Raw genomic sequence first — 26,111 nt, 5'->3', positions numbered from 1 at the left:
GGACTTCTTCGTTGAAATGGCCACCCAAGGTTCTTGGGTGGCCATTTTGCGTTAACACGCGCAGCGCACTCAGTACGAGAAACACGAATTTGCAAAATGCCTGGTCACAGCGTACGCTTGACCCTTGGTGTGGACGCTCCATGTCCACATCGTGTCCACGATTCCCCACCGCTCACGCAGACCGGGATCGCGCACGCCGACAAGAGATCTTGGGCAGGGCAGTCGCCCTGCGGTAATGAAGGAGAAACTACTATGGCAGCAGTGTGCCAGGTGACAGGAGCCGTTCCCGGCTTCGGTCACAACATCTCGCACTCGCACCGTCGCACGAAGCGCCGCTTCGACCCGAACGTGCAGAAGAAGACCTACTACGTGCCCTCGCTGCGTCGTAACGTCACCCTCAAGGTGTCCGCCAAGGGCATCAAGGTGATCGACGCCCGTGGCATCGAATCCGTCGTCAAGGACATTCTCGCTCGTGGGGTGAAGATCTAATGGCTAAGCAGCAGGACGTCCGTCCAATCATCAAGCTCCGTTCGACGGCTGGTACCGGTTACACGTACGTGACCAAGAAGAACCGTCGTAACAACCCCGACCGTCTCGTGCTCAAGAAGTACGACCCCGTAGTGCGCAAGCACGTTGAATTCCGAGAGGAGCGCTAAACATGGCTAAGAAGAGCAAGATCGCCCGTAACGAGCAGCGCAAGGTTATCGTCGACCGCTATGCCACGAAGCGCGCCGAGCTGAAGAAGGCCCTCGTCGACCCCGCCGGGACCGACGAGTCGCGTGAAGCAGCTCGCCTCGGCCTCCAGAAGCTTCCTCGCAACGCTTCGCCGGTTCGCCTTCGCAACCGCGACGCGATCGACGGTCGCCCGCGAGGCAACCTCTCGAAGTTCGGCATCAGCCGCGTTCGCTTCCGCGACATGGCGCACAAGGGCGAACTGCCCGGCGTCCGCAAGTCGAGCTGGTAACACCCGCTCAGTCGGAGCTCACATTCCGCTGACACAGCATCGCACCACCGAAAGGGCCGTCCGCATCGCGGGCGGCCCTTTCGCGTCGTCGGCGACAGCTGCAAGGATCGAACGGTTCCCACATCCATTAAGGAGGCGCTGCTGGACGTCCGCACGCAACGAGCCATCGCCCTCCTGGTCGCAGGATGCTTCTTCATGGAGAACCTCGACGGGACGATCCTCACCACAGCCGCACCGAGCATCGCGCGCGACCTCGGGACCTCGTCAACGGCCGTCGGGCTCGCCGTCACCGCATTCCTGCTCACGGTGGCCGTCCTCATCCCCGTCAGCGGTTGGCTGACGGACCGGTTCGGTGCCAAGCGCATCTTCGCGCTGGCGATCGCGGTGTTCACGATCGCCTCCGTGCTGTGTTGCTTGAGCTCGAGCCTGCCGATGCTCGTCGGCTTCCGGGTGCTCCAGGGCGTCGGCGGGGCGTTGATGGTGCCGGTCGGCCGGCTGGCCGTGCTCCGGGTGACGCCCAAGGAGCGGTTGATCCAGGCCATCGCCCTCCTGACGTGGCCCGCCCTCGCCGCCCCGATCATCGCGCCGTTCCTCGGTGGGTTGATCACCCAGGACGCCTCCTGGCACTGGATCTTCCTCATCAACGTGCCGATCGGTGTCGTCGCCTTCGTCGTGGCGATCCGCATCGTCCCCGACTTCGCCGCCGACGAGGTGCCGCCGCTCGACTGGCTCGGCCTGTCCCTCGCCTGTGTCGGGCTGGCGTCGCTCCTGGTGGCGGCGTCCCTGGTGTCCGGAGCCGGGTTCGACGCCCGGTGGTTCATCGGGTCGCTCGTGGCAGGTGTCGTCCTGCTCGCCCTCGCGATCCGACACCTGTTCCGTGCGCCGCACCCGTTCGTCGATCTCCGCTCGCTGCGGATCGAGACCTTCCGTCTGGCCAACGCTGGCGGCAGCGTCTACCGACTCACGATCAGCGCCGTCCCCTTCCTCCTGCCGCTGCTGTTCCAGGACGCGTTCGGCTGGACACCGGTGCAGGCGGGATCGATGGTGCTCTTCCTCTTCGCCGGCAACCTCGCGATCAAACCGGCGACGACCTGGATGCTGCGGCGGTTCGGATTCCGTCTGGTGCTCGTGTCGTCGAACCTGATCGGGGTCCTGTGCATGGCCGGGATGGCGTTCCTCACCGCTGACACGTCGATCGTGCTGACGGCACTGCTGCTCTTCGTCAGCGGCGTCGCCCGGTCGATCGGGTTCACGGCGTACAACACCATCACGTTCGCCGACGTCGAACCCGCTGCGATGTCTCGGGCGAACACGCTCAACTCGACCCTGCAACAGGTCGCGAGCGGCTTCGGTGTCGCCGTCGGGGCGATCCTGCTGACGACCGGATTCTCCCTCGAGGACGGGGTCGGTGGCGGCCAGCTGCTGCCGTATCAGTTCGCGTTCCTCGCGATCGCCGTCCTGACCCTCTTCCCGACGATCGAGGCGTGGTTGCTGTCGCGGGCGGCCGGGCACAGCGTCATCGGGGTCCGTTGAGCGCTCGCACCGACGGCTCCCAGCTGGGAAACGACCGACACGCGGGCCCGATTGTCCGCGTAGAGCGGAGAAATCCGCGAAATCTCGCGGATTGCTGCTACATTCGAGGCGGTCACACCGACCAGTTGGTGCCGTATCAGCGACACCTTCGCTACCAACACATCAGCTGTACGTTGCAGCAACGTCCGAGGAGGACCCTCACAATGGCAAATTTGAACAAGACCGAACTCGTCGCCGCCATCGCCGCATCGACCGGCCAGAGCCAGGCGACCGTCGGCAGCGTTGTCGACGCGCTGTTCACCACCGTCGCTGAGACCGTCGCCACGGGCGGCAAGGTCTCGATCCCGGGTTGGATCGCCTTCGAGCAGACCGACACCGCCGCTCGCACGGGCCGCAACCCGCAGACCGGCGCCGAGATCCAGATCCCGGCCGGCAAGCGCGTCAAGGTGACCGCCGGCTCGAAGCTCAAGGCTTCCGTCAAGTAAGTCGTCGCGGGCGCGAGCCCGCACGGACTCGGACCGCGGAGACACTCCGTCGGTCCAGACCACACAGCAGGGCGTCGCGAGAGCGACGCCCTGCTGTCGTTCGTCCGGGTGCCATCCGGGGCGCGGCGAGGTGTCGGCGGCTCGGCCTAGCATTGCTGTCATGCGGATCCTCCACACTTCGGACTGGCACCTCGGCCGTTCGCTGCACGGGGTCGACCTGCTCCCCTTCCAACGCGACTTCCTCGCGCACCTCGAGCAGACGGTCGTGGACCACGAGGTCGACGTCCTCCTCGTCGCCGGCGACATCTACGACCGCGCCATCCCGCCGGTCGAGGCGGTGACGCTGCTGTCGGAGTCGCTCGGGCGGCTGGCGGGCCGCACCCGGGTCATCCTCGCACCGGGCAACCACGATTCGGCCATCCGGCTCGGTTTCGGCGCCGCCATGCTGCGCGACGGGATCGACATCAGAGCCGACCTCGCGCGGATCGGCGAACCGGTCCTGGTGGACGACGAACACGGGCCCGTCGCCTTCTACCCGCTGCCCTACCTCGACCCCGACACCGCACGAGGGGTGCTCTCCCCGGACGACCAGCCGCTCGCGCGGTCGCACGCCGCCGTCATGGGTGCAGCCCTCGCGAGCGTCCGAGCCGATCTCGCGCAGCGCCGCGAGCACGGAGCGGTCCGATCGGTCGTGGCCGCGCACGCCTTCGTCATCGGTGGTCTCGCGAGCGACAGCGAACGCGACATCCGGATCGGCGGGGTCGATGCGGTGCCCGCCCAGCTGTTCGACGACTTCGACTACGTCGCGCTCGGCCACCTCCACGGTGCGCAGCGCGTCGGGGCCGCGACGGGCGTCGACCGCATGCGGTACTCCGGGTCGCCGCTCGCCTACTCCTTCTCCGAACGCAACCAGGTGAAGTCGAGCGTGCTGGTCGACCTCGCCGCCGACGGCTCCGTGCACCTGGAGCTGCTGCCGGCGCCGGTGCCGCGTCGGCTCGTCGACGTCATCGGAACCCTCGCGGAGCTGCAGGGCCCCGCGGGAGACGACGCCGTCGACGCCTGGGTGCGCGCCACGGTCACCGACGACGTCCGGCCACCGGAGCTGTACGCGACGCTGACCCGACGCTTCCCGCACCTGCTCGTCTGGTCGCACGCGCCGGCGAACCGCTCCGAGGAAGCGCGCGCCGCAGCCGTCACGGCGGTCTCCGATCCGATCGAGGTCACCGCGGAGTTCATCGAGTACGCGACGGGTGCACCGGCGACCACTCGCGAGCGTGAGCTCATCGCGGCGGCGAACGAGGCGGCACTCGCCGCGGAGGTGAGCGCCTGATGCGACTGCACCGACTGACGCTGCAGGCCATCGGGCCGTACGCCGGCGAGCACACCATCGACTTCGTCGAACTCGGGCGGGCTGGTCTGTTCCTCCTGGAGGGACCGACCGGCGCCGGCAAATCCACGATCATCGACGCCATCGTGTTCGGGCTGTACGGCGAACTCGCCGGTACCGGGGCCAGCAAGGACCGCCTCCACTCCCACCACGCGCAGCCCGGGACGGAACCGTTCGTGGAACTCGTGTTCGAGACCGGATCCGGCGTGTACCGGGTGCGGCGGACGCCGGCCTACCAGCGGCCGAAGCAGCGCGGTGCCGGCTTCACACCGCAGCAGGCGAGCGCTACCCTCGTCCGCCTGACCGATCCTGACGCACTGGCCGGAGAGACCCTGTCGACCCGCGCGCAGGAGATCGGTCCCGAGATCAGCCGGATCGTCGGTCTCACCCGGGAGCAGTTCGTCCAGACGATCGTCCTCCCGCAGGGCGAGTTCGCGAAGTTCCTCGCCGCCGGCGGCGAGGAGCGCAGCGAACTCCTCCGGTCCCTGTTCGGGACGGAGCACTACGAGCGGGTCGCCAAGCACCTCGTCGAGCAGCGACGGCAGGCCCAGCGGGACATCGAAGGGGCAAGAGAAGCGCTGGGCCGCGCGATCGCCCGGTTCGCGGGAGCAGCCGAACTCGACGACGCACGGGAACTCGTCGCGGGCAGGGGAGCGGACACCCCGGCCGGGATGGACGCTCCCTCGAGAGTCGATGCCGAGCCAGGCGACACCGCGACTGCGGAGCCCGACCCAGACCCTGACGTCGCGACCCTCGCGGTCCCGCTCGAACCCGATTCCGAAGACCTCGTCGGTGACGCCACGCGTATCGTCGCCGTCCTCGAGCGCCACGCCGCCGCCGACGCCTCGACCGCTGGCACTGCTCGGGTCGCCCTGGAACGCGCTCGCGCCGAACACGCCGCGGCCCAGACGCTGCTCGCGTCCATCGAACGTCGCGCGGAGCTGCTGACCGAGCGCGAGCTGCTCTCGGTGGACGACGAACCGGTCGCGCGGCTCTCCGAACGGATCGCGGCAGCGGCTCGGGCGGACACCGTGGCGTCCGCGCTCGCCGGAGCGGCCACGGCATCGGTGGCGCTCGAGGACGCCGTCGCGTCGCTCGCCGCGATGGAGGAGCAGGCCGACGAGGCGATCATCGCACTCGACGACGCGTCCGTCACCGCGCGCCGTCAATCCCTCACCGTCGAGCGGGCGTCGATGGCGGCCGTGCTCGTCCTCGAAGCCGCCGACACCGATCGCGAACGCGCGCTCGCAGCACTCGCCGAGGAGCTCGCGACCGTCGACGAACGGCTCGCCGAGCTTGCAGCGGAACAGACGCGACGGGACGCCCGCCGGACAGCGCTCGGCTCGGCACCGGAGCGCGCCTCACGTGCGGCCACCGAGTCGGCCAGGGCCGCCCGGTCCGTCGAGCGCGCGGCTGAACGCCGTGCGGTGCTGGATCGGGTGGACGCGGCCGACGAACGCCTCGCGGGGCTCGCCGACGAGGTCACCGAGGCCGCCACCGCCGCGAAGGCGGCGATCGACGTAGAGACGTCGCTGCGCCTCCGGAGGATCGAGGGTATGGCGGGTGAACTCGCCACCGGCTTGCGGGACGGCGAGCCGTGCAGCGTCTGCGGCTCGCTGAGCCACCCGGCGCCCGCGGTGCTCGACGGAGACCACCCCGACGCGGACGCGGTCGAAGCGGCATCCGTCGCGCGGGCCGAAGCCGAGGCGAGGATGCAGTCGGCGCAGAACGCCCGGGACATCGCTCGGGCGGAGCGTCACCGCCTCGTCGAGCAGTTCGCCGCGCTGGCCGACGACCCGAGCGACGTGGCTGTAACCGGCTCGTCCGACGCGTCGACGGCGGCGACCACCGGCTTCGACCCGGTCGCTGCGCGGGCGGCCGTCGATGCGGCCGCTGCGGAGGCCGATCGGCAGTACGCGGAGGCCGTGGTCGCCGCCGAGCAGGCGGACGCCGAGGTCGCGGAGGCCGGGCGCCTCGCGGACGAGCACCTGGCCGGCGTGGTCGCGGTGTCGGAACGCACCGCCACTCGGGCGACGCTGACGGAGCGGCTCGCCGCCGCGCAGCGCGCCCACGAGCAGGCCCGCGCCGAGGTGGCCGGTGTCCTCGCCGGCCGAGCAGCTTCACTCGCCGAGCTCGACGCGATGCTGGAGTCCGAGCTCTCCTCGCTCTCGCTGCTCGCGGCGGCACGAGCGACCGTCGCGGACCGGCGCCTGCGGGACGCCGAGCGCGCGGTCGAGCTGGAGGCGGCGCTCGAGCGGGCCGGGTTCGCCGACCGCGCGGCCGCGGAAGCCGCAGCCATGAACGGGGTCGAACGGGCGAGCGCCGAGGCGCGGGTGGCCGACCACCTGCGTCACACGACCGCCAACGCGGAAGCACTCGCGAGCCCGGCTCTCGCCGGTGTCGCCGGTACCGCCGCCCCCGACGTCGAAGCGACGGCCCGACGACTGGCCGACGCCGAGGCGGCGGCAGGCACCGCGACGGCAGCGGCCGCCGTCTCCGCGCGACGAGCGGCCAACGCGGCTGCCGCCTGCACGGCACTCGCCGAGGCGGCCGACGAGAACGCCGACGCGGTCCGCGAGGCCGCGGCCGTCGTCCGCCTCGCCGACGTGGTGTCGGCCACGGGCAGCGAGAACAGCACGAGGGTCACCCTCGGCACCTACGTCCTCCTGCGCCGATTCGAGGATGTCGTGGCGGCGGCGAACGCGCGTCTGGAGTCGATGTCCGGCGGGCGCTACGAGCTCGTCCGCAGCGATGTCAAGGAAGGACCCTCCCGCAGCCAGCGCGTCGGGTTGTCGCTGACGGTCCACGATCACCGGACCGACCGGCGTCGCGATCCGAAGTCACTGTCCGGTGGCGAGACGTTCTACGCCTCGCTCTGCCTCGCACTCGGGCTGGCGGACGTCGTGACGGGCGAGGCCGGCGGTGTCGAGCTCGGCACGCTCTTCGTCGACGAAGGGTTCGGCAGCCTCGACCCCGAGACGCTCGACACGGTGATGGCCGAGCTCGGTCGGCTGTCGGCCGGAGGCCGCGTCGTCGGCGTCGTCAGCCACGTCGAGGAGATGAAGCAGCGCATCGGCGAACGCATCGAGGTGCGGCGGCTCGAGGACGGGTCGTCGACCCTTCTCGTCCGGGCGTGAGCGGCGCCCTTCGACAGGCTCAGGGACCGGTGGTTCGGCTCAGGGACCGGTGGTTCGGTTCAGGGACCGAGCGCCGGCTGATCCCACTGCGGTCGGGGTTCCCAGCAGCGCCGCGTAGGCTTGCAGCGTGAATCGTGTCGTCCGCCTCGCGGGTCCTGCCCTCCTGCTCCTCGTGGCTGTGGCGACCCTCCTCGCGGGTCTGGCCTTCGGCGGCGGAGCGGATGCGCAACTCCTGGGCGATCCCGGCGCCGTCGTGCGGTGGGGACTCCCGATCGCACAACTGCTCGTCAACCTGAGCGCCGCCGTCACCATCGGCGCGTTGCTCATGGCCTGCTGGGCGCTCAGCCCGGACCGGCGCGAGTACGGCGCGGCGCTCGACGTCGCCGCAGCCGGCGCCGCGGTCTTCACCGTCGCGTCCGGCGTGACGGGCTTTTTCACCTTCCTGAACGTCACGCAGGTGCCGCTCACCTTCGACGACGCGTTCGGTGCGAAGCTCAGCCTCTTCTTCACCGGGATCGAGTCGGGTCAGGCCTGGCTGCAGACGACCCTCATCGCCGCGGCCGTCACGGTGCTCTGCTTCGCCGTCCGCAACCACACGGTGCTCGTGTTCGTCTTCGGGCTGTCCCTCGTGTCGCTGCTGCCGATGGCCCAGCAGGGTCACTCCGCCGAGGCGAGCGGGCACAACGCCGCCGTCACCGCACTCGGCCTGCACCTCGTGTTCGCCGCCATCTGGCTCGGCGGTCTGCTCACGCTCGTCTTCATCCGCAAGACCCTCGAAGACGGCCGGCTCGCCCCCGTGCTCATGCGGTACTCGACCGTGGCACTGGTGTCCTTCGTCGTCGTGGCGGTCTCCGGGTACGTGAGTGCTGAGCTGCGCATCGGCTCGCTCGACCGCCTGGGCACCCCGTACGGCATCCTCGTCCTCGTCAAGGTCTTCGCGCTGCTTGCGCTCGGCCTGTTCGGCGCGCTGCAGCGTCGGGTGCTCATCGGCCGCATCGAGCGCTCCGCCGCTGCGCGCGCGGACACCCCAGCGGGCCGCACCGGCACCTTCTGGTGGCTGGTCGCCCTCGAGCTCGGGTTCATGGGCATCGCCTCCGGTGCCGCCGCGGCCCTCGCGAAGACCGCCCCGCCGGTCGACCAGACCGTGCCGACCGCGCCGACACCAGCGGTGCTGCTCACCGGGGAGGAACTGCCGCCGGAACTGACCTTCTCCCGCTACTTCACCGAGTGGAACATCGACCTCCTGTGGCTGCTGGCCTGTGCGTTCGGCATCTTCTTCTACATCGCGGGCGTCGTCCGCCTGCACCGCCGCGGCGACTCCTGGCCGATCCTGCGCACCGTCAGCTGGGTCCTCGGGCTGCTCGTGCTCTTCTACCTCACGTGCGGCGGCATCAACGTCTACCAGCCGTACCTCTTCAGCGTGCACATGCTCGGGCACATGGGGCTCACCATGCTCGTCCCCGTGCTCCTCGTCCCCGGAGCACCGGTCACGCTGCTCGCGCGGGCGGTGCGGAAGCGCTCCGACGACTCCCGAGGGGGTCGGGAGTGGGTGCTCCTCGCCGTGCACTCGAAGTTCGCGGGGATCATCTCGAACCCGATCGTCACCGCGGTGCTCTTCGCCGGATCGCTCTGGGTGTTCTACTACACGCCGCTGTTCCGTTGGTCGATGGAGGATCACATCGGGCACGAGTGGATGGTCGTGCACTTCCTCATCACCGGCTACCTCTTCGTGCAGTCGCTCATCGGCATCGACCCGGTCCCGTACCGCCTGCCGTACCCCATGCGGCTGCTGCTGCTCTTCGCGACGATGGCGTTCCACGCGTTCTTCGGGCTGGCGATCATCTCCTCGACCGGGTTGTTCCTCGCCGACTGGTTCGGGGCGATGGGACGCACCTGGGGGCAGGTGCCGCTCCTCGACCAGCAGACGGGCGGCGGGATCGCCTGGAGCGTCGGCGAGATCCCGACCCTGGCGCTCGCCGTCGCCGTCGCGATCTCGTGGAGCAAGAGCGACGCGAAGGACCAGAAGCGACTCGATCGCAACGCGGACCGCACGAACGACGCGGAGCTCAACGAGTACAACGAGCGTCTCGCGCGCATGGCGGCCAACGACACCCGCTCCTAGCCCGCGAACTGTCACTCCGGAACAGTGTGAGGGGTGTCGGACTGTGCTGGAGTGACAGTTCGCGGGCTTCAGCGGAGGTCGATGTAGAGGGAGCCGTCGTCGCGGATCGTCACGAACGCCGACAGCGTGAACGGGACGTCCTGGTCGAGGGTCGAGACCGTGCCGTCGAACAGTGACTTCACGTCGACGACGAGGTGCGCGGCGCCGGCCGTCGCCGGCATCTGCCAACCGGTGTCGCCCGGTTGGACCGCCACCACGGGGTAGGTCGCGATGGACCACACCGGTAGGTCGTCCACGCGATCGCGGATCACCATGCCGAACGGGCACCCGGTGGGCTGGAGGACCTGTTGCGTGGCGCAGTTGTCGAGGTACCCGTCGATCTGGGTCTGGACCTCCCCGACGAAGTCCGGGGTGGCAGTCGCGGTCACCTCGGCGTCGACGACGCTCGCGACCTCGGTCGTCGTCGCCGTCTCCACCGCCGCCGCAAGGTAGGTGGTGTCGACGTCGAAGTCCACGCTGCCCGGTGTGAAGGTGAGGAGCGGGATGGTGGAGGTGAAGGCCCCCTCGGTCCCCTCGGCGACGCGACGGGTGTCGAGCTCGAAGCCGTTCGCCCGGAACCCGGTCGTGTGTGCGACCGTCAGCTGGACGACGCTCAGGGGGCTCGTCTCGAAGCGCCACGACGGGAACAGCCCGAAGGTGCGCTCGCCGCTCGTGATCGAGAACGCCGTGCGGTGCGGCTGCCCCGCGAGTCGGTACGAGAAGGTCACCTCGTGGACGCCCGAGGCGGTCGTGACGTCGGAGACGAGGCGCACGTCCTCGATCGTGCCGAGTGCCTCGCTCCGGAGCAGGGCGTCCGAGCTGTCTGAGGGCAACCCCGCGTCGGCGAGTTCGGCGGAGCTCAGAGCGACTCCGGGCAACGCGAGCGCGGTCGCGGCATCGTCGTCTGCGAGGGCGTCCAGGTACCCGCGTGCGAAGGAACCGGCGCCGTAGACGTCGCGGGCGACGGCCGACCAGGCGGAGACGATGGCCGCGACGAGCAGAGCCGCGATGCAGAGCCACAGCACGACGGCGCGGACGAGCGCACCGCGCACCGTTCCCGGGCGTCGCAGCTCCCCACGTGTCGCGACATGGCTCATCCTGACATCCTAGGCGGGCACCTCGCATAGGATTGGAGGGCGAAAACGGGAGGGAACCGAAGCATCATGAGCGTAGCCCTCTCCGCCGAGCAGCAAGCCGTCTTCGATCGCATCGAGAGCACCCGCGAGCACCTGTTCGTGACGGGTCGAGCGGGCACCGGGAAGTCGACGCTCCTCAACCACCTCGCCTGGAACACCTCGAAGCAGCTGGCCATCTGCGCCCCGACGGGTGTCGCCGCGTTGAACGTCGGCGGCCAGACGATCCACTCGCTGTTCCGCCTGCCGATCGGGCTCATCGCCGATCACACGATCGACCAGAACGATCAGACCCGGAAGCTGCTCAACTCCATCGACACCCTCGTCGTCGATGAGGTCTCCATGGTGAGCGCCGACCTCATGGACGCCATGGACCGGAGCCTCCGGCAGGCCCGGCAGCGGCCGCGCGAGCCGTTCGGCGGGGTGCAGATCGTGCTCTTCGGCGACCCGTACCAGCTCGCTCCCGTGCCGGGCAGCCTCGAGGAGCGGGCGTACATCGCCGACACCTACCGCTCGTTCTGGTTCTTCGACGCCAAGGTGTGGTCCGAGACGCCGCTGCAGCTCGTCGAGCTCACCGAGATCCACCGCCAGCACGAGGCCGAGTTCAAGTACCTCCTCAACGGTGTCCGGCACGGCCAGGTCACTGCCGAGATGGCCGGCCGGCTGAACGGCATGGGCGCCAGGACCCCTCCGGAGGACGGCGTCATCACCCTCGCGAGCCGTAACGACACCGTCGACCGCATCAACAAGGCGGCGCTCGCCAAGCTCGACGGCAAGCCGCTCACCGCCAACGCGGAGGTCTCGGGCGACTTCGGCGGGCGGGCGTTCCCCGCCGACGAGGCGCTCGACCTCAAGGTCGGTGCGCAGGTCATGTTCCTCCGCAACGACAGCGAGCGTCGCTGGGTGAACGGCACGCTCGGGACCGTGGTGAAGATCGACTCCACCGTCTGGGTCGAGGTCGACGGTGAGCAGTTCGAGGTCGAGCCGGCGACGTGGGAGAAGTACAAGTACTCCTACTCCTCGGTGACGAAGCAGCTGAAGCGCGACATCGTGGCCGAGTTCACCCAGTTCCCGTTGCGGCTCGCGTGGGCGGTCACCATCCACAAGTCGCAGGGCAAGACCTACGACCGCGCGATCGTCGACCTGGGCAGCCGCGCGTTCAGCCCGGGACAGAGCTACGTCGCGCTCAGCCGCATCTCGACGCTCGACGGCCTCTACCTCTCCCGGCCGCTGCGCCCGAGCGACATCATCGTCGACACCGACGTGAAGCGGTTCATGTCGGGGCAGTAGCGTCCGTTCGCCCATTGTCGGGCTAATCGGCGCTCCGTCGCCCAAAAGGGGCGAACGAACGGGGTCGGTGACCCTACGATTGTCGGTTATGACGCATCCCATGCAGCAGGGCTGGCCGCAGCCCGGTCCGATCACCGCCTGGCGCACGCTCGAGCTGAACGCCAGCAAGCCGCCGTTCGCCGGATACTGGGGGTTCATCCCACTCGTGGTCCGCATCGACGGCTTCGAGCATCGCCCGAGCTGGGGACCGTCGCAGTTCACGGTGCCGGCCGACCGGCCCGTGCAGGTCTCGTGTTCGATGGCGTGGCTGTGGGAGTTCGGCCGCGCCGACTACCTGCTGCACCCCGGTGAGGCGCCGACGCTCGACTACATCGCCCCGGCGCAGCAGTGGGTCTCGGGCTCGCTCGCACCGCGGGGGCAGGCGGTCATCAAGGGACGCGGCGCGCAGATCGCCGTGTACGCCGTGCTGGCAGTGATCTTCATCGCGATACTCGGTGTCGTCCCGCTCGCGTACCTCATGACCTGAGCGCCCGTCGACGCCTCCCGCTGACCAGCCTGGTCGGGGGTTGAGCAGAGGTCAGGTGCGATCGACGGCCCGGAGCAGGATCGCGCCGAGCTCGGCCGGCTTCGTGAACTGCGGCCAGTGGCCCGTCGGCAGGTCGACGAACTCGACGTCGCGCAGCCGTGCCAGTTCCGCGACGTACGGGTGGCCCTGTTCCATCAGGCCGCGAAGCATCTCCGAGGAGAACTCGCAGGCGATCACGGTCGCCGGGACGGACAGGCGACGGTCGTCGTCGGAGAGCTGCTGTCGGTCGACGGCGACGCCCTTCGGTTGCGGGACGGCTCTGGCCCGGAACTGTTCACGGACCTCGTCGTCCAGGTCGACGAGGTCCTCCGCGTCGAACACCGTCCAGTCGGGCAGTGGGATGTCGGAACCCGACGAGGGGAGTTCCTCGTTGATGCACGCACCGTCGGCGAGCGGACCCGAGTCGACGTACACGGCGCGGACGACGCGGTCAGGGCGGGCGTCGATCGCGGCGGAGATGATGGCGCCGCCGCCGGAATGCCCGACGAGCACGACGGGCTCGGCACCGGCGTCGATCTCGGCGACCACGGCGTCGACGTGGTCGCGGAGGCCGATGCCGGCGCGGTCGGCAGTGACGCTCTCGAGCCCGGGGAGCGTGAGTGGTCGGACCCGATGGCCTGCCGCTTCGAGCGGGGGTGTGACCGCACTCCACGAGGATGCGTCCAGCCAGAAGCCGGGTACGAGGATGACGTCCATGCCCGAGATGCTACGCCGCGCAGGCGAGCCGCGGGAGGGGTGCTTCGCGGGCAGCGCTGCAACCGGCCGAGGGCTGAGAGGGACGGATCAGGCGACGGCGGTCGCCGCGGCCTTCGCGGTCGCGAGGTCGCGGAAGAGGTCGGTGTTGAAGCGGTACGCCACCATGACTTCGTCGATCACGCGGGCCTGCTCCTCGTCGTCCCACGGGACGGCGTCGAGCTGCTCACGATAGGTGTCCTTGAACTCGCGTGGCTTCGCGATGTCGCCGAAGAGGTAGAAGCCGACGCCGTTGGTGTCGAAGCCGAACTGACGCTGCATCAGCGTGCGGATGATCTGCCCGCCCGAGAGGTCGCCGAGGTACCGGGTGTAGTGGTGCGCCACGAAGCCGCCGGGCCAGACGGCGCCGACCTCGTTGATCCGTGCCACGTACCGGGCCGTGGTGGGGAGCGGGGTGATCTGGACGCGCCAGTCCGGACCGATGAGGAACTCGAGGTCCTGCACGATGGCGGGGAGCCGCGTCAGCTTGTCGCTGATGAACGGAGCGGCGACGGCATCGGCGCGCATGCGGTCGGCTGCGACCTCGAGGGCCTCGTAGATGAAGAAGTGCTGCGCGACGAGGGCGATGTAGTCCTCCTTCGAGCCCTTCCCGGTCATGAGGTCGCTCATGAAGTCCGCCCCTTCGCTGGAGGAGTGGCCGGAGGACGTGCGCTCGCGCAGGGCCTGGGAGAAGGGGATCACAGTGCTCATGTCGGACTCCGCGTCGGCTGGCTCGGTAAGGGTTACCTAAGTGTAACGGGCCGGGCTCCTGAACGGGAGGGTGGATCTGTCGCTGTGGAGGGAATCAGTGGCTGCTGTGCAGGGAACCGTGCGGGACCGCGAACGCACCGGCGTTGGTCTGCGCCAGCGCCGGTGTGGTGAGGGCCGCCACGAACGCCGCCCCGACGAGCAGGGTGAGCACGTACCGTCCGGTGCTCGGCTCGCGATGCGGCCGACGGGTCGCGCGCGTCACCAGGGCGTCGAGCTCGAGTTCGTCCGGCGCCGTCGATGCGAGGGTGACCCGCCGGAGTCGCCGTGCGAGCACCCCGGCGACCAAGAGCAGCAACACCGTGGACGAGAGGGTCGGCAGGAACGGCGGCACGGTCGTGACGCCGAGGGAGGCGAGTCCGTAGAGCGCCACCCAGACGACCACCGCGCCCACCGCGCCGGCGAAGGACGCACGGAGGCCCGGCACCCGGTCACGGACGAGGACCACGACGGACCAGAGCAGTGCGGCGACGCCGAGGGTGACGAGCGGGATCGCACCCACGGGAGAGGACCCGGCGCCGGTCGCGATCAACACGAGACCGGCGCCGAGTGCGCACATCGCGAGCAGACAGTTCGAGATCGACGTCGTGCCGGAGCGGACCGCGTCGTCCTCACCCGTCCGGGCGTCCTGCCGTTCGACGGAGACCGACATGTCAGGCCGTCGCCGCCCGGTGCGTGCGCTTGTCCGCAGCCAGCCCGGCGCCGAGCAGCACCACGGCGCTCGCGAGGTGGAGGAAGTGGTCGGCCGTGTTGAGCGCGAGGATGTTGAGCGCGGAGCCCACGATGAAGAACCCGACGACACCGAGCAGGAGGTAGAACCCCCCGATCACCGTGTTCACGGTCTTGGCCGCGACGACGTTCGAGAGCCCGGCGATGAGCAGGGCCGCCCCGATGAGGACGTGCGCGATGTTGTGCAGCGGGTTGACCTCGAAGATCCCGAGCAGGAGACCGCCCTCAGTGGTGAGGAACGGCAGGCCTCCGGCGACGATCCCGCCGAGGAGTCCGACGACCACGTAGACCGCGCCGAAGACGGCGGCGAGGAGCCGGTTGGGTGAATGACGCATGGGAATGCCTCCTGATCCTTCGTGCCGCGAGTCGTCCCGGGGCGTTGAGGAGTTCGGAGGTGCGGGCGTCGACGGTTTGGTCACCTGAGGCCGTCATCCGAGGTCGACGGCCGAGGGGTGGCCGTCGCTCAGTCGTGCAGGCGTGGCTCCACGCCCAGACGGGCGCACGCGGCGTCGTAGAGGGCGACGACCTCGCGTCGGATCTCGCCGCGCTCGGTGATCGCGCCGGCGGGCCAGGGCACCCGCCCACCCGCGGCGGTGCCGTCGACTGTCCAGGTCCATTCGCCACCCGTCCCGTCCAGCGAGATCATGGTGGCGGCCTCGGCCGTGGGTTCCAGGAAGGCTCGCACGATGAGCACGTTGTCGTCGGGGTGGTCGCCGTTCATGTGCGCCAGGACGGCGTCGACGGTGGTCTGCGGGAAGGCGTTCGAGGTCACCTCTCCAGGGAACACCATCGACTGGCCCCGCACCAGGTCCGCCGCCCGTGTGACCGGCACGCGGCGTGCGACCGCAGCTCTCAGCCGCGCCCGGTTACAATCGGGAACAGTCTGCAGCTCCGCAGACCGCTCATCAGGGGGATGACTTGACTGCAACAGCTCCGAGGCGCCGGCGTCTCGCCGCACTCCTTACCGCGGCGACCCTCGCGACGGTGCTCGTCGGCTGCTCGGGCCCCTCGGTGTCCGACACCGACTTCCCCGACCAGGTCAGCGGCACGCTCGCGGGCGACACGACCGACGCCATCACGGCGGCGGTCGAGGCCGCCGTCACCCAGTCCGGATCCTCCGGTGCCATCGTCGGCGTCTGGGCGCCGTGGGCCGGGAGCTACACGGCCGGCGTCGGCACGACCGAGCCGGGTGGCAAGACCAAGATGGACCCGTCCATGGTCTACCGCATCGGCGACACCACGCGCCCGATGACCTGCACCGTGCTCCTCGAACTCGTCGACGAGGGCAAGATCAAGCTCACCGACCAGGTCCACAAGACCCTCCCGCAGGTCCAGGGCATCGAGGGCATCACCTACCAGCAGCTGTGCAATGGCACGTCGGGGCTCGGCACCTACACGCCCGCGCTCAACGCCCAGTTCGTCACCAACCCGACCCGCAACTGGTCGATGGCCGAGATCCTCGCGAACGGCCTCGCGAGCGGCACGCGGACGGCTCCGGGGGCGCTCTTCGGTTCGAGTGACACCGGGTACATCCTGCTCGGCATGGCGCTCGAGGAGCTGACCGGTCAGTCCTGGCAGTCCCTGTACGACCACTACGTCTTCTCGCCGCTCGGCATGTCGAAGTCCAGCTTCCCCGACGCCTCCACCGTCGAGCTGCCGGGGTCGCACCCCAAGGGGTACCTGACGCCGCGCATCGCGGACGGCACCTACCAGTGCGACGCACCGACGGACGAGACCGAGCTGTCGCCCTCGATGGTGTGGACCGCCGGCGGCGTCGTCTCCTCGGTCGACGATCTGCGGAAGTTCACCCAGTCGTTCGCGTCCGGGTCCCTCGTGAACGACAGCACGTACAAGAAGCAGTGGAAGGACCCCGTCTCGCTGGGCGAGGCTGAGCCGACCTGGAAGAGCTTCGGTGTGGGTGGGTTGCAGATCGGTCCCCTCCGGGGGCAGGCCGGCGCGATCCCCGGCTCGCTCTCGGCGGCCTTCTCCGACCCGACGTCCGGACTGACGGTCGTCGTCATGTTGAACAACTCGACGCTCGGGGCGGGCTTCGCGCAGACGCTCGCGATGCAGCTCGCATCGATCGGCGCCAAGGCGGCACCGGCGAGCGGGCAGAAAGCCCCCGAGATCGCGCTCCCGTGGTCCGAGCAGCAGATGGCGGAGCAGCTCGCCGCCTCGGCGATGGTCTGCGCCCCGCCGGTCGCCCCCGCCGGGTAACGGAGGCATCGGCACGGCGCCGCCAGCGGACGGTGGCGGCGGATCGCGGCACGATGACGCTTTCGCGAGGGCGCTGGGTCACGCCGCTTCCTAGAGTGAACCCATGACGACGAACACCCCCGACGGCGACACCATCGTCCCGGACACGAAGAACTGGACCTGGGTCCTCGAGCGCGCCTGCTCCGAGTGCGGGATGGACACCTCGCGGTTCGGTTTCCGGGACCTCCCCGGGTTGATCCTGGCGAACGCCGCCGCGTGGCCGGCGGTGCTGGAGCGTGCCGACGTCCGGGATCGGCCCGACCCGCGGACCTGGTCGCCGCTCGAGTACGCGGCCCACGTGCGCGACGTGTTCCGCATCTTCGACGTCCGGTTGCGGCTCGTCCTCGACGAGGACGATCCCGCGTTCGAGAACTGGGACCAGGATGCGACGGCTCTCGAGGAGCGCTACGGCGAGCAGGACCCGAAACGGGTCTCCGCGGAACTGGTCGAGGCCGCGACGGTGCTCGCCGCAGCGTTCGAGCGGGTGCCGGACGACGCGCTCGCGCGGACGGGCCGCCGGAGCGACGGCGCGCGCTTCACGACCGAGACCCTCGGCCGCTACTTCATCCATGACCCGGTGCACCACCTCTGGGATGTGACGAGATCGCAGTGATGGTCGTCATCCGGGTCTGGTGACGCCCGCTACTGCGCTCTCGCGCGGAAGGCGATCGTGTTGACGCGGTTGCTGCAGCGGACGGAGCAGTAGCGCTTCGAACCGTTGCGGGACAGGTCGACGAGCAGGCCGTCGCAGTCGTCCGCGGCGCAGAGCCTCAGGCGGTCCCAGGCGTCGGACCGGATGACGTCGACGAGTGCCATGGCGATCTCGGTCTGGACGCGATCGACGAGCGGTGCGTCGAACTCGGTGGCGTGGAGGTGCCAGTCGAAGCCGTCGTGGCGGCGCAGTTGGGGGAGCGCGGCCGACTCCCGGAGCATCGCGTTGATCTCGGTGACGGCGCGGTCACGGGTGTCCGGGGCGTCAGCGTCGGAGGCCCAGAGCGCGTGGATCCGCTCTCGGAGTGCCGCCACTGCGGCCCGCTCGGGCTCGTCGCCGTCGACCCGACCCGAGTACCGACTGACGCGCAGGAGGTCCACGAGCTGCGGCGGTGTCGCGAGTTCGTCGCCACCGCTGCGGGACGCCGATGCGCGGGTGTTCACGAGCAGCGCGGCGAAGTGCAGCGCATCCTCGGTGTCAGGGGCAAAACGCAAGTTGACTCCTTACTCTCTCCGAGAGTAGCTTCATCTCAGCCGGGCGTCCACCTCTTCCGCCGGCCCCACTCGCGGCAGCTGGAGACACCCATGAAGCACACGTCCTCGACCACGGTCGGTCTGCTCGTCGCGGTGCTCGCGGCGGTCGCGTTCGGCACCTCCGGAGCGTTCATCAAACCGGTGCTCGCGTCGGGGTGGAGCCCCGCTGCCGCGGTCACGGTCCGCGCCCTGATCGGTGGCCTGGTGCTCGCCCCGTTCGCCCTCATCGCACTCCGCGGTCGCTGGGACGCGGTCTGGCGTGGCCGCTGGCGACTCCTCGGCATGGGCCTCATCGGGGTGGCGGCGACGCAGCTCGTCTACTTCGCGGCGCTGCAGACCATCGCCGTCGGGACCGCGATCCTCGTCGAGTACATGGCGCCGCTGCTGCTCGTCGCCGTCGCGTGGGTGCTGACCCGACGTCGTCCCGCGACGGTCGTCCTCGTCGGCTCCGTCGTGTCGCTCGTCGGGCTCGTGCTCGTCGTCGCTCCGAGCGGTGGCTCGACGCTCGACCCGGTCGGTCTGCTGTTCGCCATCCTCGCGATGGTGGGCTGCGCCGCGTACTACGTCATCTCGGCGCGGCCGGCGAAGGGGCTGCCTCCGGTGGCGTTCGCCGCCATCGGTCTGCTCATCGGGGCACTCAGTCTGTGGCTCGCCGGGCTCGTCGGCGTGCCCTTCACGACCTCCGACGCCGACGTCACGGTGCTCGGCACCGACGTCGCCTGGTGGGTGCCGCTCCTGTTCGTCGGGGTGGTGTCGACGGCGGTCGCCTATGCGGCGAGTATCACCGCGAGTCAGATGCTCGGCTCCCGACTCGCGTCGTTCGCGGGCCTCCTCGAAGTGGTCGCGGCGACCGGGTTCGCCTGGATCCTCCTGGGGGAGCAGTTGTCGCTCGCGCAGCTCCTCGGCGGGGTGTGCATCCTGCTGGGGATCGGCTTCGTGCGCTCCGAGCGGGCTCCCGCGGTGCCCATCCCCGTGCCGGTGCAGTGACGGGGTCAGTGCTGAGGGAGGGCGACGGTGGCGTCGAGGTCGGCGAGGATCGCCAGGACCGCCGCCCTCCCGGCCCGGTTCGCGCCGACCGTCGAGGCTGAGGGGCCGTACCCGATCAGGTGCACGCGCGGCTCGTCGGCCGCCCTGGTGCCGTCGATCCGGATGCCGCCCCCGGGCAGCCGGATGCCGAGCGGTGCGAGGTGGTCGAGCGCCGCCCGGAACCCGGTGGCCCAGAGGATGGCGTCGACCGGGAGGAAGGAACCGTCGGCGAGAACCACGCCGTGCTCCTCGATCCGGCGGAACATCGGCTGACGCACCAGGACACCGCGCGCTTCGGCCGCCCGCGCCCACGGCGTCCAGTGCATCCCCGTCACGGAGATCACGCTGCCCGGCGGGAGGCCCTGGCGCACGCGTTCCTCGACGCCCTTGATCGCCTCCACCCGGGCGGCGGTGTCGAAGTCGTCCTCCACCCATTCCGGTTCGCGTCGCGTCATCCACACCGTGTCCGCCACCCGCGAGATCTCCTCGAGGAGTTGGACGGCGGAGATGCCGGCACCCACGACGATGACCCTCTGGCCGCGGAACTCGTCAGCGGAGACGTAGTCGGCCACGTGCAGCTGGCGTCCGGCGAAGCGCTCCCGCCCCGGGTACGCGGGCCAGAACGGTTTCGTCCACGTGCCCGTCGCGTTCACGACCGCCCGCGCCCGGAACACGGCGGCGGGGGAGTCGGCGCCCGAGGAGTCGGCGCTCGCCGCGGTCTCGACGAGGAGTCGACCGTGCGGGTCGTCGTCCTCGCGGCGGACGGCGCGGACCTGCACCGGGCGGCGGACCGCGAGGGCGAAACGCTCCTCGAACGCCGCGAAGTACGGCGGGATGACGTCGACACTCGGCGACGTGGGATCGAGCTCGGGCTTCGGCATGCCGGGCAGGTCGTAGATCCCGTTGACGGTCGACATGGTGAGCGACCGCCATCGGTGCTGCCAGGCACCGCCCGGGGCGTCGTTCGCGTCGAGGACGACGAAGGTGCGTGCTGCGGTCGCGCCACGGGCGGTGCCCAGCGGGACGAATCCGCGGCGATGCAGGTGGTACGCGGCCGACAGCCCGGCTTGACCCGCGCCGATCACGACGACGTCGACGGTCTCCGGAGTGCTCACGTGCTCCTCAACGTCGTCGACCCCTCCGGCATTTCCGACGGGGCCCGAGCCCGAACCCGCGGTTCAGCCGTGGGCCAGGACCTGCACGCCGATGACGAGGACCCCCAGGAGGACGAGGGCCGCGAGCGCGATGAGCTGCTGCCAGACGGACAGCCGTGCGCGGCGGACGGCGAACCAACCGCTGAGCCCGAGGGTGACGAGGTAGACGATCGCGGACACGCGGAGGGAGGTCTCGACCTCCATGACGTCGAACACGGCGAGCACGAGCAGGATGGTGGGGGTCGCGACGGTGAGCAGCGAGCCCCAGGCGATCCGGAGCATGGAGTGCCACCCGCGCTCGTCGGGGAACGCACCGTGGGCGGCGAGGTGCGCGATCATCTCGGCGACCAGGCCGGCGAGGGTGATGCCGACCACGCCGATGACGAGCGAGAAGAGCGCGTCGGGCGCGTCGTGGTGCTCCACGTTCGCCGCCAGCACGAGGACGATCGCGAGGCCGGTGAAGGTCGCGTAGACGCGCTCCTTGAGGTACTTCGCGACGGTCTCCACATCGCCCGGCGGGAGTCCCCGACTGGCTGGACCGTACTCATTCCCCCGTCGTCCATGTCGTCGATCCGCCCAGGTTCCGCCGTCCGTCATGGTCCAGAGCGTAGCCGCCGTCGCGGGATAGAGTGCCGGGTATGAGTGAAACGATCATCACCGTCGAGGGCCGCTTCGACTACCACCACCCGGCCGAACGTGGGACCGTCCTCATCTCGGCGGGGTTCCAGGGGCCGGAACGTGAGCCCGTCGTCTCCCACACCACCGCACTGCACCGTGCGCTCAGTCAGGCGGCGGAGCAGTTCCGCGCACAGTCGGCCGTGACCTGGTGGTCGGCCGATCGCTTGCGGGTGTGGAGCGAGCGGCCGTGGAACAAGGACGGGAAGCAGTTGCCGCTCGTGCACCACGCGACGGTCGCGCTCGAGGTCAAGTTCGCCGACCTGCAGGCATTGGCCCGCTGGGCCGAGGAGATCGCGACCCAGGACGGCGTCACGGTGACGGGTGTCACCTGGGCGCTCACCGAGGCGACGAAGCACCGCATCACGGCCGAGGCTCAGCACAACGCCGTCCGCGACGCCGTGGACCGCGCGACCGCCTACGCCAGGAGCCTCGGGCTCGGCGCCGTGCGGTCGGTCGCCCTGGCGGAACCCGGCATGCTGGGCGACGACACCCGCTCGCCGTCGAGTCAGGCCGCGGCACCGATGATGCGCGGGGCCGCGGCTCCTGCCGGCGACACCGCCCTCGACCTCAAGCCGGAGGACATCACCGTCTCGTCCCGGGTGCACGCCCGCTTCGCCGCATCCTGACCTGACGATCAGCTCGGCGCGATGCTCGGCTGCACCTCGGGTGAGGGACCCCGTCGGGCTGAGAGCACGGCGCCGATGCCCGCACCGACCACGCAGGCGATGCCGAGCCACTGCGGTGTCGTGAGCTCCTGACCGAGCACGAGGAGTCCGGCGATCGCGGCGATGGCCGGCGCGGATGCGAGCAGGATCGAGAAGGTCGCAGCGCTGAGTCGTCGGAGGGCGACGAACTCCAGCGCGTACGGCACAGCCGACGAGAGCGCGGCGACGCCCAGGCCGAGCAGGAGGATGACGGGATCGAACAGCGCGGTGCCGGCGGTCGTCGCGGCGAGCGGGATGGTCACGAGAGCCCCGATGGCGGCGGCGATCGCCAGACCGTTCAGGCCGGGGAACTCCGTCCCGGTCCGCGCCGACAGCAGGATGTAGCCGATCCAGAGGGCGCCGGCGGCGAGCGCGAGGACGACGCCGATCGGATCGAGTGCGGCCGTCGGTCCGCTGTGGAGGAGCACCCCGCCGAGGAGGAGGACGCCGATGAGGGCGACGCCCGCCCAGAGCGCGCTCGTCCATCGACGACCCGCGATGACGCTGAGCGCCAGCGGGCCGAGGATCTCGAGGGTCACCGCCGGACCGAGCGGGATGCGGTCCAGAGCCAGGTAGAAGCAGACGTTCATCGCGGCGAGGACGACTCCGAAACCGACCGCCGACACCCAGGCGCTCCTCGGGTGTCCGCCCAGGGATGGGCGGGCGACGGCCAGCAGGATGAGCGCGGCGAACACGAGGCGCAGCGTCACCATGCCGATCGGACCGACCTGCGGGAACAGCGTGACCGCGATCGATGCGCCGAGCTCCTGACAGACGAGTCCGGCCAGGACGAGGAGGGCGCCGGTCGCCGCCTCGCTCGGTCGCGGTCTGCGTATCACTGCACCACGCTAGCGCGCCCCGGTCGCCGAACTCATCCCGTCGCCGAGCGGCGCCCCGGTCGCCGAGCGGCTCCCCGGTCACCGAGCTTGTCGAGGTGCCGCCCCAGCCGGGCTCGCCGGTGCGGCATCATGAGGGCATGAGGATCGACGAACTCGCGTACCTTCGGGCGCTCGCCGAAGACGGTCACGTCCCGTACGCCGCTGAGGCGCTCGGTATCTCCCAGTCGACGCTGACGCGGGCGATCGGTCGGCTCGAGGCGGACGCCGGGGTCGAGTTGTTCGACCGTCACCGCAGCCGGCTCGAACTCAACCGCTACGGCGAGATCCTCCTCGTGCACGCGCTCCGTGCGCAGACCGAGCTCGACAACGCGCAGTCGCGGATCGACGAGCTCCGAGACCCCTCGGCCGGTCTCGTGTCCATCGCCTACGTCTCGTCCCTCGGCGGCTGGCTCATCCCGCGCATCGTGAGCGAGTACCGCCAGCTGCTGCCGGACATCCGGTTTGTCCTCGACGGTGGGAAGGCCGACAGTGTGCTGGACGCGCTCCGCTCCGGCTCGGCCGACGTCGCGTTCATCAGCCCGGAACCGCGTGATCCGGAGATCGAGTGGCGTCCGCTCACCTCCGAGCGGCTCGCGCTGGGCGTGCCGGTCGGGCATGCGTTCGCCGACCGGACGTCGTTGGCGGCGTCCGATCTCGAGCAGACGGAGTTCCTCGCGATGACGACGGACTCGGGGCTCCGGCAGATCGCGGACGCGTACTTCGCGAGGCACGGCGTCGTGCCCCGGGTGACGATGGAGGTGTCCGAGCTGTCGACGCTCCGTGGTCTCGTGCGCGCCGGGGTCGGGATCGCCGTTCTCCCCGATTCCACGAGCATGGAGGGCGTCGTGCTCGTCCCGCTCGACGACGAGGCGGTCCGGGTGATCGGTGTCGCCACCAGCCGTGCCCGGGCGGTGTCGCCGGCCGTCGAGCAGTTCGTGCGGTTCGTGCGCGAGGAGTGGGTGAGCGCGCGGATCCACTGAGTCGCCCGAACCTGCACGAAATCGACCGAGATCCGAACCGTTTCGGGCAGTTGACGGGCCCGCTGCTCAGTGCTCGCGGGTGGTGCTCCATGGCGTGAAGGCGTCCGGGTAGTGCGCCCACGCCGCCGGCCCGGCGAGGAGTTCCTCGTCCGTCAGCGTGCAGGCGTGCAAGGCGGCGGTGATGGCGACCTCGTCGAGGTCGATCCCGGTGACGACGAGCTCCTGGCCGAGCGGTGCGCCAGGGTCGTTCGTCTCGAACGATGTGGGTTCCAGATCGATCATCTGGCCGACGTGCTGCAGGACGCCGACGCGGGAGGCGCGCGTCGCGAGGACGAGGAACCCCGCCGTACGGATGAGCCGGCCGAACCGCCCCGCCTCGATCGGTCCGTCGAAGCACGCGAGGAGTCGTTCCGGGTGCATCGGTCGGGGGCTGTCGAACCGCAGGGTGGTCACGCGGTCGTGATCCACCCATGGCCGGTGTTCGCCGTTCAGCATCGCGATCCACCCGGGGGACGTGCTGAAACGGTCCAGTTCGAACGGGGAGTCGCGGTAGCGGGCGAGCGGCTCGCGGTTGCTCGCGGTCGCCGGAGTGCCGGGTGTGGCCCGTGGCCGGGCCGCGACCGGCTCGACCATCCGCGTCAGCGCCGTCGGGTTCAGGTGGCTGAGGAGAGCGAGGAGCACCGCGAGTCGCTCGTGCGTCACGCCGCGTCGGCCGGCGACGGCGATGGTGTCCGCGTACTCGAGCTGCTCCACGGTGATCATCGACCGTGCGGTGTAGGCCGTGTCGCCGTCCTCGTCGTGGGTGACCCACTCGTCGTCCTGGAGGTCGTGCAGGAGATGGGCTGCGTCGACGACCGTCACGACGGCGTCCAGGACGGCCGTGTCGCGGTGCCCGAGGACGGCGGAGACCGCGTCGACCGGGCGGACCGTGCTCCCGCAATCGAGGACGAGGTGCCGGGGAGCGAGCGGGTGTCGTGCAACGGCGTCGATCGCGTCGTCGATGTCAGGGTGGGCGCTTTCAGCCTCGCCCTGCCGCTCGATCGTGACGAGCGCCGCGGATCGACCGGCGATCTGTCGGGCCACGGTGCGACGCTCCGGCGGACAGGTGCCGAGCACGAGCGTCACGGTCAGCGGGATGCGAGGCGTGGTCACGGCGGGTTCTCCTGGTCGATGGGGCTACAGTGCGTCCTGTTGAGAATTGTTCTCAACAAGGTAGCACGCCCTGTGATCACCAGGAGGTCACCAGGAAGGTCCGCGCATCACTCCAGTCGCTCGACGACAGGCCGGGGTCGTAGATCGTCCGCCGCCGTGGGCGGGTGTTCGTCATCTACAAGCAGAACCCGCGGTGGAAGAGTCGCCAGGGCTGAGTGTCAGCCGCGCACGACGTTCACGACGATCGTGACGACACCCAGTGCGGCTATGACGTACGCCCAGAAGCGGACGGGGATGAAGAAGAGTGTGGAGCTCGGACGGCTGTAGAGCTGCTCGCCGGTCTGCGGGTGGCGCACGGGCACGGCCTCCTGCTTCACGGTGATGCCGTGCTCGTTGACGTACGGCTGCGCGAGCTGCTGCCACACGACGACCGGCCGCGGTGCATCAAGCTTCGCCAGCGCGAACTTCCCGAAGGCCCAGCACGCGACGGCGCCGAGCAGGAAGCCGATGCCGACGAACACCCCGGACTGCGCCGATCCGCCGTCGGGGGAGACGATCGCCTTGATGAGGAAGCCGGCGCCGACGGACAGCCCGAAGATCAGGAAGACGACGATGCCCCAACGGGTCCAGATGATCATGTGTGCTCCTCTTCGGGTGTCGGTCGCGACGCGCAGCTGAACACGCGGCACCCGCGCGACCGGTGGCTCGTCCATCACGGTACCGAGGTCGACTGTCCACCCGCGATGGGGAGCGGTGCCCATGCGGCGTCGACGCGTGCTGGTTCCGGTTTCGGTTCCTGAGCTTGTCGAAGGTGGTTCGCGTCTCGGTCCCTGAGCTTGTCGAAGGGTGGTTCGCGTCTCGGTCCCTGAGCTTGTCGAAGGGTGCGTGTGCCGGTTGTTCGTGTGCCCTTCGACAGGCTCAGGGACCGGGGTGGCGGGGTTGTCGAGAACGGCGTCGTTCACCGGGCTTGTCGGTTTCCCAGTCGGTCCCTGAGCTTGTCGAAGGGCAGGTGTGACGGTTCCTCGTGGGCCCTTCGACAGGCTCAGGGAACGGGGTACCCGGTTGCCGGGCTTGCCGGGCACTGTTGCTCCAGCTGTCGTCCCTGAGCTTGTCGAAGGGCAGGCGGGTGCGGA

At 70.0% G+C, this 26,111-nt stretch carries 26 protein-coding genes and 2 pseudogenes; 16 read left to right on the top strand and 12 right to left on the bottom strand.

Annotation, left to right across the window (positions count from 1 at the left end):
- Positions 1-252: 252 nt before the first annotated feature.
- The 8 genes and pseudogenes from rpmB (at position 253) to AC4PMY_RS14835 (ending at position 9,628) form a co-directional block, all read left to right on the top strand.
- Entirely contained in the window at positions 253-489 is a 237-nt protein-coding gene (gene rpmB / locus AC4PMY_RS14870; protein ID WP_056010522.1) for a 50S ribosomal protein L28, read from the top strand.
- Positions 489-656, top strand: coding sequence for a 50S ribosomal protein L33 (rpmG, locus tag AC4PMY_RS14865; RefSeq protein ID WP_056010525.1), 168 nt, complete (start codon positions 489-491; stop codon positions 654-656). The genes rpmB and rpmG overlap by 1 nt, the downstream gene beginning before the upstream one ends.
- Positions 657-658: 2 nt before the next feature.
- Positions 659-964 carry a 30S ribosomal protein S14 gene (gene rpsN, locus AC4PMY_RS14860; RefSeq protein WP_064294760.1) on the top strand — a complete coding sequence of 102 codons (306 nt, stop codon included), beginning with the start codon at positions 659-661 and terminating at the stop codon, positions 962-964.
- A 123-nt stretch (positions 965-1,087) separates the two neighbouring features.
- Positions 1,088-2,497 (top strand): annotated as a pseudogene (locus tag AC4PMY_RS14855) (DHA2 family efflux MFS transporter permease subunit); the annotation flags it as partial.
- A 203-nt stretch (positions 2,498-2,700) separates the two neighbouring features.
- Positions 2,701-2,982, top strand: coding sequence for an HU family DNA-binding protein (locus AC4PMY_RS14850; protein ID WP_064294762.1), 282 nt, complete (start codon positions 2,701-2,703; stop codon positions 2,980-2,982).
- 160 nt (positions 2,983-3,142) lie between these two features.
- On the top strand, positions 3,143-4,312 hold the full coding sequence (locus AC4PMY_RS14845; protein WP_491623086.1) for an exonuclease SbcCD subunit D: 1,170 nt from the start codon (positions 3,143-3,145) through the stop codon (positions 4,310-4,312).
- Entirely contained in the window at positions 4,312-7,506 is a 3,195-nt protein-coding gene (locus AC4PMY_RS14840) for an AAA family ATPase (protein ID WP_491623085.1), read from the top strand. The genes AC4PMY_RS14845 and AC4PMY_RS14840 overlap by 1 nt, the downstream gene beginning before the upstream one ends.
- 127 nt (positions 7,507-7,633) lie before the next feature.
- A complete protein-coding gene (locus tag AC4PMY_RS14835; protein WP_071260764.1) occupies positions 7,634-9,628 on the top strand; it encodes a bifunctional copper resistance protein CopD/cytochrome c oxidase assembly protein in 1,995 nt (664 codons plus the stop codon).
- 68 nt (positions 9,629-9,696) lie between these two features.
- Here the strand turns inward: AC4PMY_RS14835 and AC4PMY_RS14830 are convergent, their stop codons facing one another.
- Positions 9,697-10,764: a hypothetical protein gene (locus AC4PMY_RS14830; protein ID WP_491623084.1), complete on the bottom strand. Its 1,068-nt coding sequence runs from the start codon at positions 10,762-10,764 to the stop codon at positions 9,697-9,699.
- Between the two features lie 66 nt (positions 10,765-10,830).
- Between AC4PMY_RS14830 and AC4PMY_RS14825 the strand changes: the two genes are divergently transcribed.
- Positions 10,831-12,090 (top strand): ATP-dependent DNA helicase, encoded by a 1,260-nt coding sequence (locus tag AC4PMY_RS14825; RefSeq protein ID WP_079003639.1) that lies wholly within the window; start codon positions 10,831-10,833, stop codon positions 12,088-12,090.
- 88 nt (positions 12,091-12,178) lie between these two features.
- Positions 12,179-12,616 (top strand): hypothetical protein, encoded by a 438-nt coding sequence (locus tag AC4PMY_RS14820; protein WP_491623083.1) that lies wholly within the window; start codon positions 12,179-12,181, stop codon positions 12,614-12,616.
- A 51-nt stretch (positions 12,617-12,667) separates the two neighbouring features.
- On the opposite strand, the gene AC4PMY_RS14815 is transcribed toward AC4PMY_RS14820, so the two are convergent.
- The 5 genes from AC4PMY_RS14815 to AC4PMY_RS14795 all read right to left on the bottom strand — a co-directional run bounded on the left by AC4PMY_RS14815 (position 12,668) and on the right by AC4PMY_RS14795 (position 15,677).
- Positions 12,668-13,372, bottom strand: a complete 705-nt coding sequence (locus AC4PMY_RS14815) for an alpha/beta fold hydrolase (RefSeq protein WP_079003637.1) — start codon at positions 13,370-13,372, stop codon at positions 12,668-12,670.
- 87 nt (positions 13,373-13,459) lie between these two features.
- Positions 13,460-14,119, bottom strand: a complete 660-nt coding sequence (locus tag AC4PMY_RS14810) for a biliverdin-producing heme oxygenase (RefSeq protein WP_491623082.1) — start codon at positions 14,117-14,119, stop codon at positions 13,460-13,462.
- A gap of 94 nt (positions 14,120-14,213) precedes the next feature.
- Positions 14,214-14,828 (bottom strand): hypothetical protein, encoded by a 615-nt coding sequence (locus tag AC4PMY_RS14805; protein WP_064294770.1) that lies wholly within the window; start codon positions 14,826-14,828, stop codon positions 14,214-14,216.
- A 1-nt stretch (position 14,829) separates the two neighbouring features.
- A complete protein-coding gene (locus AC4PMY_RS14800; RefSeq protein ID WP_064294771.1) occupies positions 14,830-15,240 on the bottom strand; it encodes a DUF4383 domain-containing protein in 411 nt (136 codons plus the stop codon).
- Between the two features lie 128 nt (positions 15,241-15,368).
- Positions 15,369-15,677 (bottom strand): DUF2470 domain-containing protein, encoded by a 309-nt coding sequence (locus tag AC4PMY_RS14795; RefSeq protein ID WP_369808447.1) that lies wholly within the window; start codon positions 15,675-15,677, stop codon positions 15,369-15,371.
- Between the two features lie 146 nt (positions 15,678-15,823).
- Between AC4PMY_RS14795 and AC4PMY_RS14790 the strand changes: the two genes are divergently transcribed.
- Both AC4PMY_RS14790 and AC4PMY_RS14785 read left to right on the top strand, forming a co-directional pair.
- The gene (locus tag AC4PMY_RS14790; protein WP_491623081.1) at positions 15,824-17,122 is read left to right on the top strand and encodes a serine hydrolase domain-containing protein; all 1,299 of its coding nucleotides are present in this window, start codon (positions 15,824-15,826) and stop codon (positions 17,120-17,122) included.
- 103 nt (positions 17,123-17,225) lie between these two features.
- Positions 17,226-17,774 (top strand): DinB family protein, encoded by a 549-nt coding sequence (locus tag AC4PMY_RS14785; RefSeq protein WP_071260756.1) that lies wholly within the window; start codon positions 17,226-17,228, stop codon positions 17,772-17,774.
- 29 nt (positions 17,775-17,803) lie between these two features.
- Here AC4PMY_RS14785 and AC4PMY_RS14780 read toward each other — a convergent pair whose 3' ends face one another.
- Entirely contained in the window at positions 17,804-18,367 is a 564-nt protein-coding gene (locus tag AC4PMY_RS14780; RefSeq protein WP_491623080.1) for a CGNR zinc finger domain-containing protein, read from the bottom strand.
- A gap of 90 nt (positions 18,368-18,457) precedes the next feature.
- On the opposite strand from AC4PMY_RS14780, the gene AC4PMY_RS14775 reads away from it, so the two are divergent.
- Positions 18,458-19,393 carry an EamA family transporter gene (locus tag AC4PMY_RS14775; protein ID WP_064294775.1) on the top strand — a complete coding sequence of 312 codons (936 nt, stop codon included), beginning with the start codon at positions 18,458-18,460 and terminating at the stop codon, positions 19,391-19,393.
- A gap of 5 nt (positions 19,394-19,398) precedes the next feature.
- Here AC4PMY_RS14775 and AC4PMY_RS14770 read toward each other — a convergent pair whose 3' ends face one another.
- Positions 19,399-20,547 carry an NAD(P)-binding domain-containing protein gene (locus tag AC4PMY_RS14770; RefSeq protein ID WP_491623079.1) on the bottom strand — a complete coding sequence of 383 codons (1,149 nt, stop codon included), beginning with the start codon at positions 20,545-20,547 and terminating at the stop codon, positions 19,399-19,401.
- A gap of 63 nt (positions 20,548-20,610) precedes the next feature.
- Positions 20,611-21,183, bottom strand: coding sequence for a hypothetical protein (locus AC4PMY_RS14765; RefSeq protein WP_139205383.1), 573 nt, complete (start codon positions 21,181-21,183; stop codon positions 20,611-20,613).
- 41 nt (positions 21,184-21,224) lie between these two features.
- Between AC4PMY_RS14765 and AC4PMY_RS14760 the strand changes: the two genes are divergently transcribed.
- The gene (locus AC4PMY_RS14760; RefSeq protein WP_064294778.1) at positions 21,225-21,890 is read left to right on the top strand and encodes an SIMPL domain-containing protein; all 666 of its coding nucleotides are present in this window, start codon (positions 21,225-21,227) and stop codon (positions 21,888-21,890) included.
- A gap of 8 nt (positions 21,891-21,898) precedes the next feature.
- Here AC4PMY_RS14760 and AC4PMY_RS14755 read toward each other — a convergent pair whose 3' ends face one another.
- Positions 21,899-22,807: an EamA family transporter gene (locus AC4PMY_RS14755; protein WP_231884306.1), complete on the bottom strand. Its 909-nt coding sequence runs from the start codon at positions 22,805-22,807 to the stop codon at positions 21,899-21,901.
- Positions 22,808-22,944: 137 nt separating this feature from the next.
- Between AC4PMY_RS14755 and AC4PMY_RS14750 the strand changes: the two genes are divergently transcribed.
- Positions 22,945-23,826: a LysR family transcriptional regulator gene (locus AC4PMY_RS14750; RefSeq protein ID WP_071260751.1), complete on the top strand. Its 882-nt coding sequence runs from the start codon at positions 22,945-22,947 to the stop codon at positions 23,824-23,826.
- Positions 23,827-23,892: 66 nt separating this feature from the next.
- Here the strand turns inward: AC4PMY_RS14750 and AC4PMY_RS14745 are convergent, their stop codons facing one another.
- Positions 23,893-24,978, bottom strand: coding sequence for a GTP-binding protein (locus AC4PMY_RS14745; RefSeq protein ID WP_491623078.1), 1,086 nt, complete (start codon positions 24,976-24,978; stop codon positions 23,893-23,895).
- Positions 24,979-25,073: 95 nt separating this feature from the next.
- On the opposite strand from AC4PMY_RS14745, the pseudogene AC4PMY_RS14740 reads away from it, so the two are divergent.
- Positions 25,074-25,193 (top strand): annotated as a pseudogene (locus tag AC4PMY_RS14740) (ribosomal protein bL36); the annotation flags it as partial.
- A gap of 3 nt (positions 25,194-25,196) precedes the next feature.
- Here AC4PMY_RS14740 and AC4PMY_RS14735 read toward each other — a convergent pair.
- A complete protein-coding gene (locus AC4PMY_RS14735; protein ID WP_064294781.1) occupies positions 25,197-25,616 on the bottom strand; it encodes a hypothetical protein in 420 nt (139 codons plus the stop codon).
- Between the last annotated feature and the right edge of the window lie 495 nt (positions 25,617-26,111).

The sequence above is a fragment of the Plantibacter sp. MDV22-iso1 genome, assembly GCF_058408345.1.
This window is presented reverse-complemented; position numbering and strand designations above follow the sequence as displayed.

Bases quoted from the DNA above. Each gene is read 5' to 3' on its own strand.
- rpmB (WP_056010522.1), top strand. From the start codon at position 253: ATGGCAGCAGTGTGCCAGGTGACAGGAGCCGTTCCCGGCTTCGGTCAC.
- rpmG (WP_056010525.1), top strand. From the start codon at position 489: ATGGCTAAGCAGCAGGACGTCCGTCCAATCATCAAGCTCCGTTCGACG.
- rpsN (WP_064294760.1), top strand. From the start codon at position 659: ATGGCTAAGAAGAGCAAGATCGCCCGTAACGAGCAGCGCAAGGTTATC.
- AC4PMY_RS14850 (WP_064294762.1), top strand. From the start codon at position 2,701: ATGGCAAATTTGAACAAGACCGAACTCGTCGCCGCCATCGCCGCATCG.
- AC4PMY_RS14845 (WP_491623086.1), top strand. From the start codon at position 3,143: ATGCGGATCCTCCACACTTCGGACTGGCACCTCGGCCGTTCGCTGCAC.
- AC4PMY_RS14840 (WP_491623085.1), top strand. From the start codon at position 4,312: ATGCGACTGCACCGACTGACGCTGCAGGCCATCGGGCCGTACGCCGGC.
- AC4PMY_RS14830 (WP_491623084.1), bottom strand. From the start codon at position 10,764: ATGAGCCATGTCGCGACACGTGGGGAGCTGCGACGCCCGGGAACGGTG.
- AC4PMY_RS14825 (WP_079003639.1), top strand. From the start codon at position 10,831: ATGAGCGTAGCCCTCTCCGCCGAGCAGCAAGCCGTCTTCGATCGCATC.
- AC4PMY_RS14820 (WP_491623083.1), top strand. From the start codon at position 12,179: ATGACGCATCCCATGCAGCAGGGCTGGCCGCAGCCCGGTCCGATCACC.
- AC4PMY_RS14815 (WP_079003637.1), bottom strand. From the start codon at position 13,372: ATGGACGTCATCCTCGTACCCGGCTTCTGGCTGGACGCATCCTCGTGG.
- AC4PMY_RS14810 (WP_491623082.1), bottom strand. From the start codon at position 14,119: ATGAGCACTGTGATCCCCTTCTCCCAGGCCCTGCGCGAGCGCACGTCC.
- AC4PMY_RS14805 (WP_064294770.1), bottom strand. From the start codon at position 14,828: ATGTCGGTCTCCGTCGAACGGCAGGACGCCCGGACGGGTGAGGACGAC.
- AC4PMY_RS14800 (WP_064294771.1), bottom strand. From the start codon at position 15,240: ATGCGTCATTCACCCAACCGGCTCCTCGCCGCCGTCTTCGGCGCGGTC.
- AC4PMY_RS14785 (WP_071260756.1), top strand. From the start codon at position 17,226: ATGACGACGAACACCCCCGACGGCGACACCATCGTCCCGGACACGAAG.
- AC4PMY_RS14775 (WP_064294775.1), top strand. From the start codon at position 18,458: ATGAAGCACACGTCCTCGACCACGGTCGGTCTGCTCGTCGCGGTGCTC.
- AC4PMY_RS14765 (WP_139205383.1), bottom strand. From the start codon at position 21,183: ATGACGGACGGCGGAACCTGGGCGGATCGACGACATGGACGACGGGGG.
- AC4PMY_RS14760 (WP_064294778.1), top strand. From the start codon at position 21,225: ATGAGTGAAACGATCATCACCGTCGAGGGCCGCTTCGACTACCACCAC.
- AC4PMY_RS14750 (WP_071260751.1), top strand. From the start codon at position 22,945: ATGAGGATCGACGAACTCGCGTACCTTCGGGCGCTCGCCGAAGACGGT.
- AC4PMY_RS14735 (WP_064294781.1), bottom strand. From the start codon at position 25,616: ATGATCATCTGGACCCGTTGGGGCATCGTCGTCTTCCTGATCTTCGGG.